Source organism: Comamonas granuli NBRC 101663 (assembly GCF_000739995.1).
In the GTDB taxonomy this organism is placed as follows: domain Bacteria; phylum Pseudomonadota; class Gammaproteobacteria; order Burkholderiales; family Burkholderiaceae_C; genus Simplicispira; species Simplicispira granuli.
On record NZ_BBJX01000004.1, the window covers coordinates 290,536 to 305,990 of the forward strand.

Below are 15,455 nucleotides of genomic sequence, written 5' to 3' on the forward strand. Positions count from 1 at the left end.
CGCATGACCAAGACCCGCACCCTTGTCCCCCTGGCGCTGTCCGTCGCTTTTGCGACAAATGCTGGCGCGGCCTGCCTGAGCGATGCGCAGGCCGCCGACCTGGTGGCCAACTACCTCTCGCGCCAGCCCGCGGCCAACCCCGAGGGCCTGAGCGACGCCGACGGCGCCTGCACGCGCGCCAAGGTCAACGCGCTGCTGGCGCCGCGCCTGGGCAAGGTGGTGGGCTACAAGGCCGGCCTGACCAACCCGGCCGTGCAAAAGCGCTTTGGCACGGACAAGCCCGTGTGGGGCAAGCTCTACGAAGGCATGGTGCTGCAGAGCGGCGCCAGCGTGGAGGCCGCCTTTGGCGCCCGGCCCCTGTACGAGGCCGACATGCTGGTGCGCGTCAAGAGCGCGGCCATCAACCAGGCCCGCACGCCCCTGGAGGTGCTCGAAGCCATCGACCAGGTCATTCCCTTCGTCGAGCTGCCCGACCTCATGGTGCAGGCGCCTCCGAAGCTCAACGGTGCGGGCGTGGCCGCCATCAACGTGGGCGCGCGCCTGGGTGTGGCCGGCGCCCCGCTGCCGGTGCCCGTGCTGCGCGCCGAACGCTATGCCCTGCTCGACGCCCTGCGCGACATGAAGGTCACCCTCACCGACGCCAGCGGCGCGGCGCTGGGCGGCGGCAAGGGCAGCGACATCCTGGAGCACCCGCTCAATGCCGTGGTCTGGCTGGCCCAGGCGCTGGCGCAGGAAGGCCTGGCCATGCAGCCGGGCGAGCTCATCAGCCTGGGGTCGTTCTCGCCCCTGCTGCCGCCCAAGCCCGGCCTGGCGGTCACCGCCACCTATGACGGCCTGCCCGGCGCACAGCCCGTGCGCCTGCAGTTCAAGTGAAGGAGGCGCCGTCCGTGGATTCCCATTCGCAGTTGCACCTCCACCACGCCCGCCTGACGCCGCAGATGCGCGGCGTGCTCGAGCGCATGCACCGAGCCCGCCGTCCGCCGCTGCACAGCCTGAGCCCGGAGCAGGCGCGCGCCGCCTATGCCGCGGGGGCCGACGTGCTCGAAGTGCCGCGCGCCGTGCTGGCGCGGGTGGAGGACCTGCACATTCCTGCCCGCGACGGCCATGCCTTGCCCGCACGCCTGTACGCCCCGCGCACGGGCGCGGGCCTGCCCCTGCTGCTGTACCTGCACGGCGGCGGGTTCACCATCGGCAGCATTGCCACGCACGACGTGCTGTGCCGCGAGCTGGCGCGCCTGGCGGACTGCATGGTGGTGTCGCTGGACTACCGCCTGGCGCCCGAGCACCCGTTCCCCACAGCCAGCAACGACGCCTGGGACGCCCTGGCCTGGCTGGCCGCGCACGCCGATCGCCTGGGCGGCGACCGCACCCGCCTGGCCGTGGGCGGTGACAGCGCCGGAGGTACGCTGGCGGCGGTGAACGCCATCCTGGCGCGCGATGCCGGCCTGGGCCTGGCGCTGCAACTGCTGATCTACCCCGGCACCACGGCCCACCAGGACACAGCCTCGCACCAGACCTTTGCCCGCGACCTGGTCCTGGAGGCCGAAGCCATCGCCTGGTTTTTTGGCCACTACGTACCCGCACGCGCCGAGCGCGAAGACTGGCGCTTCGCCCCGCTGCTGGCCCCCGACCTGGAGGGCGTGGCCCCCGCCTGGATCGGGCTGGCCGAGTGCGATCCGCTGGTGGACGAGGGCATTGAGTACGCCGACAAGCTGCGTGCGGCCGGCGTGGCGGTGGACCTGGAGATCTACCGCGGCGTGACGCACGAATTCATCAAGATGGGCCGCGTGATCCCCGAAGCGCGCCAGGCCCACCAACATGCCGCGAGCGCGCTGCGCCGCGCCTTTGATCTGGAGTGACCCACCGATGCAACGTTCGGATTTCCGCTGCTTCCACCGCCTGCGCGTGCGCTGGGCCGAGGTGGACATGCAGAAAATCGTCTTCAACGCCCACTACCTGATGTACGTGGACACCGCCATGATGGACTACTGGCGCGCCCTGGCCTTGCCCTACGAGGCCAGCATGGTGGCCCTGGGCGGCGACATGTACGTCAAGAAGGCGACGCTGGAGTACCACGCCTCGGCGCAGCTCGACGACCTGCTGGACATCGGCGTGCGCTGCGCGCGCGTGGGCAATTCCTCGGTGCTGTTCGAGGCGGGCATCTTCCGCGGGGAGCAGTTGCTGGTCTCGGGCGAACTGGTCTATGTCTTTGCCGACCCGGCCACGCAGACCTCCAAGCCCGTGCCGCAGGCCTTGCGCGCGGTGTTTGCGGCCTTCGAGGCGGGCGAGCCCATGGTGCAGGTGCGTTGCGGCGCCTGGCAGGACCTGGGCCCGGAGGCTGCGCAACTGCGCGAGGCGGTGTTCGTCGCGGAGCAGCGCATCGCCCCCGACATCGAGCGCGATGCGCTCGACCCGGACGCCGTGCACGTGCTGATCGCCAACCGCCTGGGCATGCCCATCGCCACGGGCCGGCTGCTGGTGCAGGCCCCGGGCGTCGGGCGCATCGGCCGCATGGCCGTCGACCGGCTGCTGCGCGGCGGCGGCTGGGGCTTGCAGGCGCTGCGCGCGCTCGAAGACGCCGCCCGTGCGCGCGGCGACCGGCAGGTGCTGCTGCACGCCCAGGTGCAGGCACGCGGCTTCTATGAGGGGGCGGGCTACCAGGTCCAGGGCGAGCCCTGGCAGGAAGCAGGCATCGCCCACCTGGCGATGCTGCGGTCCCTGTGAGTCAGAGCCGGCGCAGGCGTGCAAGGGCCGCGCGCAGGGTCTCGTCCTTCTTGGCGTAGCAAAAGCGCACCACGCGCTGGTCGAAGCCGTCGCCGTAGAAGGCCGACAGCGGAATGGCCGCCACGCCGATCTCGCGCGTGAGCCACTGGCAGAAGTCGGCTTCGCTCAGATCGCTCACGGCCGAGATGTCCACGCACTGGAAGTAGCTGCCGCTGCTGGGCAGCAGCTTGAGGCGCGATCCCTCCAGCCCCTGGCGGAACAGGTCGCGCTTGGCCTGGTAGAAGGCGGGCAACTGCTGCCAGGGCGTGGGGTCCTGCAGGTAGGCGGCCAGGCCGTGCTGCATGGGCGTGTTCACCGTGAACACGTTGAACTGGTGCACCTTGCGGAATTCGGCCGTGAGCGGCGCAGGCGCGGCCACGGTGCCCACCTTCCAGCCCGTGACGTGGAAGGTCTTGCCGAAGCTCGAGACGATGAAGGCGCGCGCCGCCAGGCCGGCAAAGCGTGCGGCGCTCTGGTGCAGCGCGCCGTCGTACACCATGTGCTCGTACACCTCGTCGCTGATGAGCAGCACGTCGGTGGGCGCCAGCAGCTCCTGCAGCGCCAGCATGTCGGCCTCGCTCCAGACGCTGGCGCTGGGGTTGTGCGGGCTGTTGATGATGAGGGCGCGCGTGCGCGGGCCGATGGCGGCGGCGATTTTGGTGAAGTCGGGCCGAAAGCTCCCGGGCGTGAGCGGCACGCGCACCGCCTTGCCGCCGGCCAGCGCGATGTTGGGCACATAGCTGTCGTAACAGGGGTCGAGCACGATGACCTCGTCGCCCGGGTGCACGATGGCCAGGATGGCCGTGAGAATCGCCTGGGTGGCCCCGGCGGTAATGGTGATTTCGTTATCTGGGCAATACCGGCGTGCGCTGGCAGCTTCGATTTTTGTAGCAACCGCCTGGCGCAATGCAGGCACGCCGGGCATGGGCGGGTACTGGTTGTGGCCTGCACGCATGGCCTGGTGCACGGCGTCGACGAGGGCGCTGTCACAGTCGAAGTCCGGGAAGCCCTGGCCCAGGTTGACCGCGCCGTGCTTGGCGGCCAGGGCCGACATGACGCTGAAGATGGTGGTGCCCACGGTGGGCAGGCGGCTGGTGAGGACGGGGGTGCGTTCGGTCATGGCGCAAAAAAGGATTCAAAGCTCGTAGTCATGGACATGCCCGCTCATGGCACGGGCCACCAGGTCGCGGCTCAGGCGGTCGCTCAGCAGCTCGGCAAAGCGGAACACGAAGTGGCGCAGGTAGGCGCCGCGCTTCAAGGCCACGCGCGCCACGCTCTGGCCGAACAGGTGGCCCAGCGGGCGCACCTGCAGGTCGCCGATGGGGTCCTCGCGCATGGCCATCTCGGCCACGATGCCAATGCCCAGCCCCAGGCGCACATAGGTCTTGATCACGTCCGAGTCGATGGCTTCGAGCACGATGCGCGGCTGCAGGCGGCGCGCGGCAAAGGCGGCGTCGATCTTGCCGCGGCCGGTGAACGAGGGGTGGTAGGTGATGAGCGGCTCGTGGGCGATGTCGTCCAGGTTCACGCGCTCCTTCTGCGCCAGCGGGTGGCTGTGGGGCAGCACCAGCACGTGCTGCCATTCGTAGCAGGGCAGGGTGACGAGCTCGGGGTAGTCGGCCAGCGACTCCGTGGCCACGCCGATTTCGGCCACCTCGTCGATCACCATGCGCGCCACCTCGTGCGGCGTGGCCTGGTGCAGGCTGATGTTGACCTTGGGGTAGGCCTCGCGCAGCCGGGCCACGGGCAGGGGCAGCACGTAGCGCGCCTGGGTGTGCGTGGTGGCGATGGACAGCGTGCCCGTGTCCTGGGCGCTGTACTGCTCGCCGATGCGCTTCAAGTTGCCCACCTCGCGCATGATGAGCTCGATGCTCTTGAGCACATGCTGCCCGGGCTCGGTGATGCGCTTGAGGCGCTTGCCGTGGCGCGCGAAGATCTCCACGCCCAGCTCGCCCTCCAGCTCGATGATGGCCTTGGAGACCCCGGGCTGCGAAGTGTGCAGCGCCTTGGCGGCTTCGGTCAGGTTCAGGTTGCGGCGCGCGGCTTCCTGGACGAAGCGGAATTGGTGCAGATTCATATCCAGATGCAGCTAAAGAACTGCATCATTATGCTGCATTTATCTAAGTCACTGGGGTTCGCAGGCAATCGACGCCATCAGGGCCACCATGCGCGGGTCTTCGCCAATGGCGCTTTGCACCTGGATGTCGGTGTCCGGGTGGGCCGTGCGCAGCGCCTGCACCAGGGCCGGCAGGTCTTCGCGCGCGTGCCGGCCGACGCCCAGGAACATGGGGCAGATGGTGATCTGTCGTATGCCGCCATCGACCAGGTCCTGCACCGCGCTGGGCAGGTCGGGGGCCGTGAGCTCCAGGTAGGCGCAGCGCACGGCAATGGCGGTGCCGTGGTGCTGCTGGATGTAGCGGCCTACGGCCTCGATGGGTGCGCTCCAGAGCGGATCGCGCGAGCCATGGGCAAACAGGATGACGCCGCGGGGGGCGGAGGTGGTGGTGTGCATAGGTCAGCGCCGCAAGACCAGCCAGGTGAATGCGGCCAGTGAAGCAAGGGAGTAGATGATGCCCGGCGCCGCCGCCGTGAGCCACGGCGACCACTTCTGCAGGTTGCCTGCAAAGCCGAACAGGTTGTTGAGCAGGAAGAAGCTGATGCCCGCCATGACGCCGCCGAACACGTAGGCGGCAATCGACCCCGAGCGGAAATGCAGGTAGGCAAAGGGCAGGGCCAGGACCACCATGACCAGGCAGCTCAAGGGGTAGAACACCTTGCGCCAGAACTCGATTTCGTACTTCTGCGCCGCCTGGCCGTTGTTCTTGAGGTGGTTGATGTACTGGAACAGGTCGATGGTGGCCATGCGGTCGGGTTTGAGCACGGCGGCCGCCACCATGTCGGCGCTGATGCTGGTGGGCCAGGCCGTCTCGGCCCATTGCTCCTGCACGACGGCCGGCGCCTGTTCGCCGCCCGGAGTGAGGAAGCTGCTGCGCCGCGCCTGCAGCAGCGTCCAGTGGCCGGTGGGGCCGAACTGTGCACGCTCGGCGTGGATCTGCGCGGCCAGATGCCCTTGGCGGTCGAATTCGATGATGCGCACGTCCTGCATGGTGCCATCGTTAGCCAGGGCGCGCACGTTCACGGCATAGGAGTGGTCCTCGCGGCGCTCCTTGAGCCATGCGCCGGTGGCCCCCGTCGTGAGCCGCCCCTGCGCGCGCGCCTTGACGAACTGCGCCGCCCTGTCGCTCAGCGGGGCGATGTAGTCGCCCACGGCAAAGGTGAGCAGCACGAAGCCCAGGCCCAGGGTGAGCAGCATCTTGAGGGCGCGGCCCGGCCCCAGGCCGCTGGTGCGCATGATGGTGAACTCGGAGCTCTGCGCCAGCCGCGCCATGACGAAGATGGTGCCGATCAGCACCGTGATGGGCAGCAGCTCGTAGAGGTGGCTGGGAATGCTCAGGCCCACGTAGAGCACCGCCAGCGAGATGCCGTAGCCCGGCGAGGCGCTGCGGCCGACCCAGCGCAGCTCATCGACCAGGTCGAAGAAAAAGAACAGTGCCAGGAACCCCAGGGTGACGAAGGCCACCGCACCCAGCACTTCGCGGTGCACGAATCGGCGCAGCGTCTTCATGCCCCGGCCCCCCGCGTGCGCAGCAGCCCGGCCAGGCTCCACTGGTTGTGGCGCGCCGCCAGCACGCAGGCGCCCAGCAGCAGCATGCTGCCATGCAGCAGGCCCATGTAGGTGCCCAGGCCCAGCCTGCCGGAGGCCACCCAGCCCTGGCCCAGGGTCATGAAGTTGTAGTACACGATGAAGGTGAACAGTGCGAGCATGAGGTTGCCGCTGCGGCTGGCGCGCGGGTTCACGCTCACCAGGCCCAGTGCCAGCAGCACCAGGTTGAAGGCGGCCAGCGCCAGGCCCAGGCGCCAGCCCAGTTCCGCCAGGTAGACGGGCTGCGGGTCTTCGAGCAGGCGCAGCGTGCTGCGCGTCTTGGCCTGGGACTCGTCGGTCGCTCCCGCCGGCGCATCGCCGATGCGCGTGCTGTATTCGTCGAACTGGCTCAGCCGCGTGCCCGTGCGGTCGTGCCGTGTCTCCAGGCGCTGGCCCTGGCTGAGCAGCAGCATACGCTCGCCCCCGCGCACCTCCAAGCGTGCGCTGCGCGCCGAGGTCACGGTTTCGCCCTGCTCGTCGGTGGTCATGATGAACACATTGCTCGCCGATTGCGGGTCGGGGCTGTCCTTGTCGATGAAGAACACCCGGCGGCCGTTGGCCGATTCCTGGAATTCGCCGGGGCTGATGCGGTCTATGTCGCTGCGCTGCTCGTACTGCACGCGCAGCTCCAGGATCTGCCGATTGGCCCAGGGCCACACGCCCACGGACAGCACGGCCACGGCCAGCATCACCGGCCAGCCAAAGCGCAGCAGGGGTGGCAGCAGGCTGGAGAGCCCGCGCCCGCTAGCGAACCAGATGACCATTTCGCTGTCGCGGTACATGCGCGAGAGCGTGCCCACGATGGCGACGAACAGGCTCAGGCTCAGGATGGTGGGCAACTGCCCGAGCACCGTGAAACCCATGACCAGCATCACGTCCGAGGGGCTCACATTGCCGCGCGCGGCCTGGCCCATGGTGCGGATGAGCATCATGGTCATGACCACGGTGACGAGCACGACCAGGGTGGCGCCGAAGCTGCGCGCAAGCTCTTTGCGGATGGACGAATCGAATAACATCGGCTGAACCCGGCAGGCCCGGGGGCTGGCCGGCAAGGCGCGCCCCGCGGGCATTCCAGGCCGGAACAAAAGGCCGATTATGAACTTTGATCTCAAGAGCATGGACCTGGCGCGCGCCGCGCGCGAAAAATGTGACCTGCTGGTGGTGCTGCTGCCCGAGGGCTTTGCGCCGGGCGAGGACGCACTGGGCAGCCTGGCCGCGCAGGCCCTGCGCGCCAAGGACGTGCAAACCCAGCCCGGCAAGAGCCTGCACCTGTACCAGGTGCCCGGCGTGGCCGCGCGGCGCGTGGTGCTGGCGGGTGTGGGCAAGGCCGATGCGCGCGCCGTGCGCCAGGCCCTGGCGGCACTGGCCCCGGTGCTGCGCCAGGGCGCGCCGCGGCATGCCGTGGTGTGCTTTGCCGGCCCCGCACCGGGCGAGGCCGTCGAGGCCGCCGTGCGTGGCATGACCCACGCCAGCTACGTGTACACCGCCACCAAATCCAAGCCCGAGGCGCGCACCCTCGCCCGGGTGGTGCTGGGCGTGCCCGATGCGCCCGCGCTGGCCGGCGCGGTCGAGCGCGCGGCCGCGGTGGCCCAGGGCGTGGAGCTGGCGCGCGAGTGGGGCAACCGCCCGGCCAACCATGCCACGCCCACGCTGCTGGCGCAGGCGGCCAAGGCGCTGGCCAAGCACAAGGGCATCACCTGCAAGGCGTTGGGCCCGGCGGAGGTGGAGCGCCTGGGCATGCATGCCTTTCTGGCCGTGGCCCAGGGCTCGGCAGAGCCTTTGCGCTTCATCGAATTGCGGTACAACGGCGCGCCGCGCGCGCAGGCGCCCGTGGTGCTGGTAGGCAAGGGCATCACCTTCGACACCGGGGGCATCTCCATCAAGCCCGCGGCCGAGATGGACGAAATGAAGTTCGACATGTGCGGCGCCGCCAGCGTGCTGGGGGTGTTCCGTGCCCTGGCCGAGCTGCAGCCGCCGATCAATGTGGTCGGGCTCATTCCTGCCTGCGAGAACATGCCCGACGGCCGCTCGGTCAAACCTGGCGACGTGGTGCGCAGCATGAGCGGCCAGACCATCGAGATCCTGAACACCGATGCCGAAGGGCGCCTCGTGCTGTGCGACGCCCTGAGCTATGCGCAGCGCTTCAAGCCGGCGGCCATCATCGACATCGCCACGCTCACCGGGGCCTGCGTCATCGCCCTGGGCGGGGTGCACAGCGGCCTGTTTGCCAGTGACGACGCCCTGGCCGCGGACCTGCAAGCGGCCGGACAGGCGAGCGACGACCTGTGCTGGCGCATGCCGCTGGACGAAGATTACGCCGAGGGGCTCAAGACGAATTTCGCCGACGTGGCCAACGTCGCCGGCCGGCCCGCAGGCGCGGTCACGGCCGCCAAGTTCCTGCAGCGCTTTGCGGGCACGCAGCCCTGGGCGCACCTGGACATCGCCGGCACGGCCTGGAAGGGCGGTGCGGCCAAGGGCGCCACCGGGCGGCCCGTGGGCCTGCTCGTGCACTACCTGCTGGCGCGCTCCGGTGCAGGCGCCGAGGCCCCGGCCCCGGCCCCGGCCCGCCGGGCGCGCAAGGCGGCCGCCGCGGCCAAGCCATGACGCAGATCGACTTCCATACCGGCGTGCCAGACCGCCTGGCCCATGCCTGCCGCGTGGCCCGCAAGGCCCTGCGCAGCGGCCGGCACCTGGTCATCAGCGCTCCGGAGGCGCTCTTGCGGGACATGGACCGCATGCTCTGGAACATGGCGCCGCACGACTTTGTTGCCCATTGCCGCGCCGACGCCGCCGCGCAGATGCTGGAGGTCTCGCCCATCGTGCTGGCGCTGCCCGGCCAGGAGGTGGCGCGGCACGAGGTGCTGCTCAACCTCGACGACGAAATTGCGCCGGGCTACGCGGCCTACGGCCAGGTGGTCGAAGTCGTCAGTGCCCACGACCCGGCCGACCTGCACCATGCCCGCCAGCGCTGGAAGCGCTACCGGGAGCTGGGGCATGACCCCGTGCGCCACGACCTGCACCAGGAGTCCGGATGACCATGCCTCCACCGGGCGGCGCAGCGCGCACGCCGCCGCGCTTTGTTCCCACCCTGACCGAGGTGGTGGCCGAGGGTTCCGGTGCGCCGCCGGCCCCGCCCGGCCCGGCACCTGCGCCCGCAGCCGCGCCGCGGCCCGTGGCGCCCCCGCAACAGCCCGCAGCCGTGTCCGGCGTCTCGCGCGGCACCTCCGTGCTGCCGCCGCCGGCCGCGGCGGTACGCGCCCTGCAGCCGGGTGGCGTAGCGGTTCGGCCGGTGCCCGAGGGTTTCGAGGAAATGATGGTGCACCGCGTGATGCAGCGCGTCGATGTGCTCCTGGAAAAGCGCCTGCGCGAGGCCATCGCCCAGGTGGTGCAGGAGCAGACGCGCTCCATCCTGCCGCGGCTGCGCGAGGAGGTCGAATCCGTCGTGCGCCAGTCGGTCTACGAGGCCGTGGCCGATGAGCTGGCCAGCCACACGGGCGCGCCTTGAGCCAGGCGCCTTGCCGCCCTTGCCACGCTTAATTTTTTCTTATGCTTATCGTGTTCCCTAGTATTTCGGGTCCCGAATCTGCGGTAACTTCGCGCCCGTTGAGAAAAACATAATCATCTCAGCGTCCATTCTTTACTGGAGAATCCTATGCAATTGAAGTTGAAACTGACCGTAGCGGCTGCTATCGCGGCTGTGGCTGGCATGGCCTTTGCACAAGAACAGGTCGTCAAGATCGGTCACGTGGCACCCGTGTCCGGTGCCCAGGCCCACTACGGCAAGGACAACGAAAACGGCGCACGCATGGCCATTGAAGATCTCAATGCCCAGGGCGTGACGATCGGTGGCAAGAAGATCAAGTTCGAGCTGCAGGCCGAAGACGATGCTTCCGATCCCAAGCAGGGTACGGCAGCCGCCCAGAAGCTGTGCGACTCCAAGGTCGCTGGCGTGGTGGGCCACCTGAACTCGGGCACCACCATCCCCGCGTCCAAGGTGTACCACGATTGCGGCGTTCCCATGATCACGGGCGCAGCCACCAACCCCGGCCTGATGAAGCCCGGCTACAAGAACGTGTTCCGCATCATCGCCAACGACAACGCCCTGGGCGCTGCGCTGGCCGTGTATGCCGCCGACACGCTCAAGCTCAAGACTGTGGCTGTGGTCGACGACCGCACGGCCTACGGCCAGGGCCTGGCTGCCGTGTTCAAGAAGGTGGCCCAGGAAAAGGGCATGAAGGTGGTGGATGACCAGTTCACCAACGACAAGGCCACCGACTTCATGGCCATCCTGACCTCCATCAAGTCCAAGAACCCGGACGCCATCTTCTTCGGCGGCATGGACCCCCAGGCCGGCCCGATGCTGCGCCAGATGGAACAGCTTGGCATGGGCAAGGTCAAGTATTTCGGCGGCGACGGCGTCTGCACGTCCGAGATCGCCAAGCTGGCTGCCGGTGCCAAGACCCTGGAAAACGTGGTCTGCGCCGAGGGCGGTGCCTCGCTGGCCAAGATGCCCGGCGGCACGGAGTGGAAGAAGCGCTACGACGCCAAGTACCCTGGCCAGTTCCAGGTCTACAGCCCCTACACCTATGACGCCACGATGCTGATCGCGGACGCCATGAAGCGTGCCAACTCCGTCGATCCCAAGGTCTACCTGCCCGAGCTGGCCAAGTCCAGCTACAACGGCGTGACCGCCAAGATCTCCTTCGAGCCCACTGGCGAGATGAAGAACCCCGCCTACACCCTGTACGTGTACAAGGAAGGCAAGAAGGTCCCCCTCTGATCTGAGAAGGGGATGGCACGCCGGCAGCCCTGCCGGTGTGCGCCAAAACAGCAAGGCCTCCCGCGGGAGGCCTTGCTGTTTTCCGGGAGGCAGCGTGACGGATCAGCGCCGCACCTGCAGCGCCCCCGGGTTGATGATGTTGGTCGGCGTGCCCTTGAGGAAATTCACCACGTTGTCGAAGGCGGCACCGAAGAACAGCTCGTAGTTGTCCTGCTCCACATAGCCGATGTGCGGCGTGCAGATGCAGTTTTCCAGCCGCAGCAGGGCATGCCCCTGCAGGATGGGTTCGCTCTCGAAGACATCGACCGCCGCCATGCCCGGGCGGCCGCGGTTGAGCGCCGCGATCAGGGCGTCGGGCTCGATGAGCTCGGCGCGCGAGGTGTTCACCAGCAGCGCCGTGGGCTTCATGCACGAGAGCGTCTCCAGCGTGAGGATGCCGCGCGTGGCCTCGGACAGGCGCAGGTGCAGCGAGAGCACGTCGCATTGCGAGAAAAAGTCGGCGCAGGTGCTGGCGACCTGGTAGCCGTCGGTCAGAGCGCGCGCGCGCGAGGCCTCGCTGCCCCAGATGCGCACGTTCATGCCGAACGCCCTGCCGTAGGTGGCCACGATCTGGCCGATCTGGCCGTAGCCCCAGATGCCCAGGGTCTTGCCGCGCAGCACGCTGCCGATGCCGAAGTTGGGCGGCATGCCCGCAGCCTTCAGGCCCGATTGCTGCCAGGCTCCGTGCTTGAGGTTGGCGATGTACTGCGGCAGGCGCCGCATGGCCGCCATGATCAGGGCCCAGGTGAGCTCCGCCGTGGCCACGGGCGAGCCCACGCCTTCGGCCACGGCAATGCCGCGCTCGGTGCAGGCGGCGATGTCGATGTGCGGCCCGGCCCGGCCGGTCTGGGAGATGAGCTTGAGCCGGGGAAGCTTTTCGATGAGCTGGCGCGTGATCTGCGTGCGCTCGCGGATCAGCACGATGACGTCGGCGTCGCGCAGGCGCACGGAGAGTTGCCCCAGCCCCTTGACTGTATTGGTGTAGACCTTGGCGGAATAGGCGTCGAGACGAGAGGCGCAATGCAGCTTGCGCACTGCGTCCTGATAGTCATCGAGGATCACAATGTTCATGGCCGCCATTGTGCCTTGGGTGCGCTGCCCGGCCTATGCAACCAGCGGTAAACGCAGGCCTTGCAGGTCGGGCTTGCAGGGGGGCAGAGCCCCGGCCACGGGTGCCGGCGGCCCCTTCAGCCGCCCTTCAGAGGCGCTGCTCGTGCGCGGCCAGGCGCTCGAGCTCCGCACACACGTCGGCCATGCGCCCGGCGATCACCATGCGGCCGCTCGGGCCCGTGTGGCAGCGCAGGGCGCGTTGGCGGCCAGGGGCGCTGGGCAGGCTCTCGCGCGGCGCCTGCACCGGCCCCTGCCAGACGCGTGCCGCGCGCGGCAGGGCGCCGTGTGCCAGGGGCGCTGGCCCGGGCATGGGCCGGTGGGGCGGGCGCAGGGGCTCGCGGGCGGGGTGGGTTTGCAGGCCCTTCCACCAGCGCTGCAGGCCCAGCAGGCGGCGGGGCAGGACGGACGATGCCAGCAGGATGATTCCCATACGAAAACTCCAGAGATCAAGGTTGAACACTGGCAGGATTGCAGGGAAGGCGCTGCCCCAGGGCCGTGGGCCATAGGAGGCCGCACGAGCGCCCGCCACCTGGGGCCGCGCAGGATGCCAGGCTACATGAGCATGGTGTTGCGGATCAGGCCCACCGCCAGGCCTTCGATGGCGAAGGACTCGCCGGGCTGCACCACGATGACGGGGTAGTCGGGATTTTCGGGCAGCAATTCGATGCCCTGGGCCGTGCGGCGCAGGCGCTTGACGGTCACGTCATCGCCCAGGCGGGCGACGACGATCTGGCCGTTGCGCGCCTCGTGGGCGACTTTCACGGCGAGCAGGTCGCCGTCCATGATGCCGGCGTCGCGCATGGACATGCCGCGCACCTTGAGCAGGTAGTCAGGTTTGTGCTGGAACAGGCTTTCTTCCACGCAGTAGGACTGCTCCACGTGTTCCTGGGCGAGAATCGGGGAGCCTGCCGCCACCCGGCCCACCAGGGGCAGCACCAGTTGCGTGAGCCCGGGGATGGGCAGGTGGTACTGGGTGCCGCGCGCGGCATTGATGGAGCGCACCGTCTCGCCGCGCAGGCGGATGCCGCGCGAGGTGCCGCTGACCAGTTCGATCACGCCCTTGCGCGCCAGGGCCTGCAGATGCTCTTCGGCGGCGTTGGCGGATTTGAAGCCCAGTTCGGCCGCGATCTCGGCGCGCGTGGGCGGTGCGCCGGTGCGGGCGATGGCGTTCTGGATCAGGTCCAGGATCTGCTGTTGGCGGGCGGTGAGCTTGGGACTGTTGAGCATGAGGGGCTCCGGCGCTTTCGGGGCTGTCGTTTAATACAGTATCTGTATTTTTAACCAGTTTCTCGGGGGATGCAAGTGGACACGCAAAAAATCGTCGTGCTGGGCACGGGAGGCACGATCGCCGGACGCGCCCAGGCGGCGGGCGACAACGTGGGCTATGTGGCGGGGGAGGTCGGGGTGCAGGCGCTGGTCGATGCCGTGCCCGGGCTGGCACAGGCGGCCGGCGGTGCCCTCGCGGCCGAGCAGGTCGCGCAGATCGACAGCAAGGACATGGACGGCGCCGTGTGGCTGGCGCTGGCGCAGCGCGTGCAGGCGCATCTGGGCGACCCGGCGGTGCGCGCCGTGGTGGTGACGCATGGCACGGACACCGTGGAGGAGACGGCGTGGTTTTTGCACTGCGTGCTCGCCGCACACAAGCCGGTGGTGCTGACCTGCGCCATGCGGCCGGCCACGGCCGTGACACCCGACGGCCCGCAGAACCTGCTCGACGCCATGGCCGTGGCGCGTGCGCCCGGCGCACGCGGTGTGCTGGTGGTCTGCGCCGGCGCGCTGCATGGCGCGCGTGCGGTGCAGAAGGTGCATCCCTACCGTGTCGATGCGTTTGCTTCGGGCGAGGCCGGGCCGCTGGGCTGGGTCGAGGAGGGGCAGGTGCGTTTGGCCCAGGATTGGCCATCAGCGCCCGATGGGTGGGCGCAAGCAGCTCTCGAAAAGATAGCAAATGGCGCGCCCTGGCCGCGCGTGGAGATTCTGACCAGCCACGCCGGGGCCACGGGGGCGGTGGCCGATGCGCTGGTGCGCGACGGGGTGCAGGGCCTGGTGGTGGCGGCGACGGGCAACGGCACTGTGCACCATGCGCTGGAGGCCGCGCTGCTGCGCGCCCAGCAGGCCGGCGTGGCCGTGCGCCTGACCACGCGCTGCGCGCTGGGGCAGGTGGTGCCGCGCGCCGGTGCCCCGCTGCCGCTGGCCCGGGGGCTCAGCCCGGTCAAGGCCCGCATCGCCCTGCTGCTCGAACTGCTGGGCGCGCCGGCGCCGCAGTGATGCGGCGTGCCCGCGGCGGCGCTGGCGGCAAAAAAAGAAAGCCCCGCAGGTGCGGGGCGCTGGGGTGGGCAGGCGCTTTCTTAGCCTGCCAGGGCGGCCAGGGCGCGCTGGGTGATTTCCTCCACGCTGCCGGTGCCGCCAATGGCGCGGTATTGGGGGGCGTTGGCGGGATCGCGCTCGGCCCAACTGCGGTAGTAGTCCACCAGCGGGCGGGTTTGCTGGCTGTACACCTCCAGGCGCTTCTTGACAGTGTCTTCCTTGTCGTCGTCCCGCTGGATCAGGGGTTCGCCGGTCACGTCGTCCAGGCCTTCGACCTTGGGCGGGTTGAACTTGACGTGGTAGGTGCGCCCGCTGCCGGGGTGCGAGCGCCGGCCGCTCATGCGCTCGATGATGGCATCGAAGGGCACGTCGATCTCCAGCACATAGTCGAGCTTGACGCCGGCCTCCTTCATGGCGTCGGCCTGCGGGATGGTGCGCGGGAAGCCGTCGAACAGAAAGCCGTTGGCGCAGTCGGGCTCGGCGATGCGTTCCTTGACCAGGCCGATGATGATGTCGTCGCTCACCAGCGCACCCGATTCCATGACGGCCTTGGCCTTGAGCCCCAGGGGCGTTCCGGCCTTGACGGCAGCGCGCAGCATGTCTCCGGTGGAGATTTGCGGAATGCCGTACTTCTGGCAGAGGAAGGCGGCCTGCGTGCCCTTGCCGGCACCGGGGGCGCCCAACAAAATCAGTCTCATGGAATAGTCCTCGAAGTGTGGGAAATCTGTCGTCACTGCGGACCTCTGGTGCGCGGGG

General features: G+C 69.1%; 17 protein-coding genes. 8 read left to right on the forward strand and 9 right to left on the reverse strand.

Annotated features, from left to right (window positions below; all coding sequences use genetic code 11):
- Nucleotides 1-3: 3 nt before the first annotated feature.
- The 3 genes from CGR01S_RS04695 (at nt 4) to CGR01S_RS04705 (ending at nt 2,724) form a co-directional block, all read left to right on the forward strand.
- A complete protein-coding gene (locus CGR01S_RS04695) occupies nt 4-873 on the forward strand; it encodes a 2-keto-4-pentenoate hydratase (protein WP_042422977.1) in 870 nt (289 codons plus the stop codon).
- A 65-nt stretch (nt 874-938) separates the two neighbouring features.
- Nucleotides 939-1,859, forward strand: coding sequence for an alpha/beta hydrolase (locus tag CGR01S_RS04700; protein ID WP_084690573.1), 921 nt, complete (start codon nt 939-941; stop codon nt 1,857-1,859).
- 7 nt (nt 1,860-1,866) lie between these two features.
- Nucleotides 1,867-2,724, forward strand: a complete 858-nt coding sequence (locus CGR01S_RS04705; protein ID WP_042422981.1) for a YbgC/FadM family acyl-CoA thioesterase — start codon at nt 1,867-1,869, stop codon at nt 2,722-2,724.
- Between the two features lies 1 nt (nt 2,725).
- Here the strand turns inward: CGR01S_RS04705 and CGR01S_RS04710 are convergent, their stop codons facing one another.
- Genes CGR01S_RS04710 through lptF form a run of 5 tightly spaced genes read right to left on the reverse strand, consistent with a single transcriptional unit; the run spans nt 2,726 to nt 7,482 of the window.
- Nucleotides 2,726-3,883 (reverse strand): pyridoxal phosphate-dependent aminotransferase, encoded by a 1,158-nt coding sequence (locus tag CGR01S_RS04710; RefSeq protein WP_042422984.1) that lies wholly within the window; start codon nt 3,881-3,883, stop codon nt 2,726-2,728.
- A 15-nt stretch (nt 3,884-3,898) separates the two neighbouring features.
- Complete coding sequence (locus CGR01S_RS04715) at nt 3,899-4,840, reverse strand: CysB family HTH-type transcriptional regulator (protein ID WP_042422986.1); 942 nt, start codon at nt 4,838-4,840, stop codon at nt 3,899-3,901.
- A 48-nt stretch (nt 4,841-4,888) separates the two neighbouring features.
- The gene (locus CGR01S_RS04720; protein WP_042422988.1) at nt 4,889-5,275 is read right to left on the reverse strand and encodes a sirohydrochlorin chelatase; all 387 of its coding nucleotides are present in this window, start codon (nt 5,273-5,275) and stop codon (nt 4,889-4,891) included.
- Between the two features lie 3 nt (nt 5,276-5,278).
- Nucleotides 5,279-6,388, reverse strand: a complete 1,110-nt coding sequence (gene lptG / locus CGR01S_RS04725) for an LPS export ABC transporter permease LptG (RefSeq protein WP_042422990.1) — start codon at nt 6,386-6,388, stop codon at nt 5,279-5,281.
- Nucleotides 6,385-7,482, reverse strand: a complete 1,098-nt coding sequence (gene lptF, locus CGR01S_RS04730; RefSeq protein ID WP_042422992.1) for an LPS export ABC transporter permease LptF — start codon at nt 7,480-7,482, stop codon at nt 6,385-6,387. Before lptF ends, lptG begins: the two co-directional genes overlap by 4 nt.
- Nucleotides 7,483-7,561: 79 nt before the next feature.
- On the opposite strand from lptF, the gene CGR01S_RS04735 reads away from it, so the two are divergent.
- From CGR01S_RS04735 to CGR01S_RS04750, 4 genes are all read left to right on the forward strand, one after another.
- Nucleotides 7,562-9,070, forward strand: a complete 1,509-nt coding sequence (locus CGR01S_RS04735) for a leucyl aminopeptidase (protein ID WP_042422994.1) — start codon at nt 7,562-7,564, stop codon at nt 9,068-9,070.
- Nucleotides 9,067-9,501 (forward strand): DNA polymerase III subunit chi, encoded by a 435-nt coding sequence (locus tag CGR01S_RS04740; RefSeq protein ID WP_042422996.1) that lies wholly within the window; start codon nt 9,067-9,069, stop codon nt 9,499-9,501. The genes CGR01S_RS04735 and CGR01S_RS04740 overlap by 4 nt, the downstream gene beginning before the upstream one ends.
- Nucleotides 9,498-9,971 (forward strand): hypothetical protein, encoded by a 474-nt coding sequence (locus CGR01S_RS04745; RefSeq protein ID WP_042422999.1) that lies wholly within the window; start codon nt 9,498-9,500, stop codon nt 9,969-9,971. The genes CGR01S_RS04740 and CGR01S_RS04745 overlap by 4 nt, the downstream gene beginning before the upstream one ends.
- Before the next feature lie 147 nt (nt 9,972-10,118).
- Nucleotides 10,119-11,246 (forward strand): branched-chain amino acid ABC transporter substrate-binding protein, encoded by a 1,128-nt coding sequence (locus CGR01S_RS04750; RefSeq protein ID WP_042423002.1) that lies wholly within the window; start codon nt 10,119-10,121, stop codon nt 11,244-11,246.
- A 102-nt stretch (nt 11,247-11,348) separates the two neighbouring features.
- Here CGR01S_RS04750 and CGR01S_RS04755 read toward each other — a convergent pair whose 3' ends face one another.
- From CGR01S_RS04755 to lexA, 3 genes are all read right to left on the reverse strand, one after another.
- Nucleotides 11,349-12,356 (reverse strand): D-2-hydroxyacid dehydrogenase family protein, encoded by a 1,008-nt coding sequence (locus tag CGR01S_RS04755; RefSeq protein WP_042423481.1) that lies wholly within the window; start codon nt 12,354-12,356, stop codon nt 11,349-11,351.
- A gap of 127 nt (nt 12,357-12,483) precedes the next feature.
- Entirely contained in the window at nt 12,484-12,825 is a 342-nt protein-coding gene (locus CGR01S_RS04760; RefSeq protein ID WP_042423005.1) for a hypothetical protein, read from the reverse strand.
- 122 nt (nt 12,826-12,947) lie between these two features.
- Nucleotides 12,948-13,622 carry a transcriptional repressor LexA gene (lexA, locus tag CGR01S_RS04765; RefSeq protein WP_042423008.1) on the reverse strand — a complete coding sequence of 225 codons (675 nt, stop codon included), beginning with the start codon at nt 13,620-13,622 and terminating at the stop codon, nt 12,948-12,950.
- Between the two features lie 69 nt (nt 13,623-13,691).
- Between lexA and CGR01S_RS04770 the strand changes: the two genes are divergently transcribed.
- A complete protein-coding gene (locus CGR01S_RS04770; protein ID WP_042423010.1) occupies nt 13,692-14,660 on the forward strand; it encodes an asparaginase in 969 nt (322 codons plus the stop codon).
- Between the two features lie 80 nt (nt 14,661-14,740).
- Here the strand turns inward: CGR01S_RS04770 and adk are convergent, their stop codons facing one another.
- A complete protein-coding gene (gene adk, locus CGR01S_RS04775; protein ID WP_042423014.1) occupies nt 14,741-15,397 on the reverse strand; it encodes an adenylate kinase in 657 nt (218 codons plus the stop codon).
- Between the last annotated feature and the right edge of the window lie 58 nt (nt 15,398-15,455).

What these genes read in the sequence shown, in the direction of transcription:
- CGR01S_RS04695 (WP_042422977.1), top strand. Translation starts at nt 4, where the DNA reads ATGACCAAGACCCGCACCCTTGTCCCCCTGGCGCTGTCCGTCGCTTTT.
- CGR01S_RS04700 (WP_084690573.1), top strand. Translation starts at nt 939, where the DNA reads ATGCGCGGCGTGCTCGAGCGCATGCACCGAGCCCGCCGTCCGCCGCTG.
- CGR01S_RS04705 (WP_042422981.1), top strand. Translation starts at nt 1,867, where the DNA reads ATGCAACGTTCGGATTTCCGCTGCTTCCACCGCCTGCGCGTGCGCTGG.
- CGR01S_RS04710 (WP_042422984.1), bottom strand. Translation starts at nt 3,883, where the DNA reads ATGACCGAACGCACCCCCGTCCTCACCAGCCGCCTGCCCACCGTGGGC.
- CGR01S_RS04715 (WP_042422986.1), bottom strand. Translation starts at nt 4,840, where the DNA reads ATGAATCTGCACCAATTCCGCTTCGTCCAGGAAGCCGCGCGCCGCAAC.
- CGR01S_RS04720 (WP_042422988.1), bottom strand. Translation starts at nt 5,275, where the DNA reads ATGCACACCACCACCTCCGCCCCCCGCGGCGTCATCCTGTTTGCCCAT.
- lptG (WP_042422990.1), bottom strand. Translation starts at nt 6,388, where the DNA reads ATGAAGACGCTGCGCCGATTCGTGCACCGCGAAGTGCTGGGTGCGGTG.
- lptF (WP_042422992.1), bottom strand. Translation starts at nt 7,482, where the DNA reads ATGTTATTCGATTCGTCCATCCGCAAAGAGCTTGCGCGCAGCTTCGGC.
- CGR01S_RS04735 (WP_042422994.1), top strand. Translation starts at nt 7,562, where the DNA reads ATGAACTTTGATCTCAAGAGCATGGACCTGGCGCGCGCCGCGCGCGAA.
- CGR01S_RS04740 (WP_042422996.1), top strand. Translation starts at nt 9,067, where the DNA reads ATGACGCAGATCGACTTCCATACCGGCGTGCCAGACCGCCTGGCCCAT.
- CGR01S_RS04745 (WP_042422999.1), top strand. Translation starts at nt 9,498, where the DNA reads ATGACCATGCCTCCACCGGGCGGCGCAGCGCGCACGCCGCCGCGCTTT.
- CGR01S_RS04750 (WP_042423002.1), top strand. Translation starts at nt 10,119, where the DNA reads ATGCAATTGAAGTTGAAACTGACCGTAGCGGCTGCTATCGCGGCTGTG.
- CGR01S_RS04755 (WP_042423481.1), bottom strand. Translation starts at nt 12,356, where the DNA reads ATGAACATTGTGATCCTCGATGACTATCAGGACGCAGTGCGCAAGCTG.
- CGR01S_RS04760 (WP_042423005.1), bottom strand. Translation starts at nt 12,825, where the DNA reads ATGGGAATCATCCTGCTGGCATCGTCCGTCCTGCCCCGCCGCCTGCTG.
- lexA (WP_042423008.1), bottom strand. Translation starts at nt 13,622, where the DNA reads ATGCTCAACAGTCCCAAGCTCACCGCCCGCCAACAGCAGATCCTGGAC.
- CGR01S_RS04770 (WP_042423010.1), top strand. Translation starts at nt 13,692, where the DNA reads ATGCAAGTGGACACGCAAAAAATCGTCGTGCTGGGCACGGGAGGCACG.
- adk (WP_042423014.1), bottom strand. Translation starts at nt 15,397, where the DNA reads ATGAGACTGATTTTGTTGGGCGCCCCCGGTGCCGGCAAGGGCACGCAG.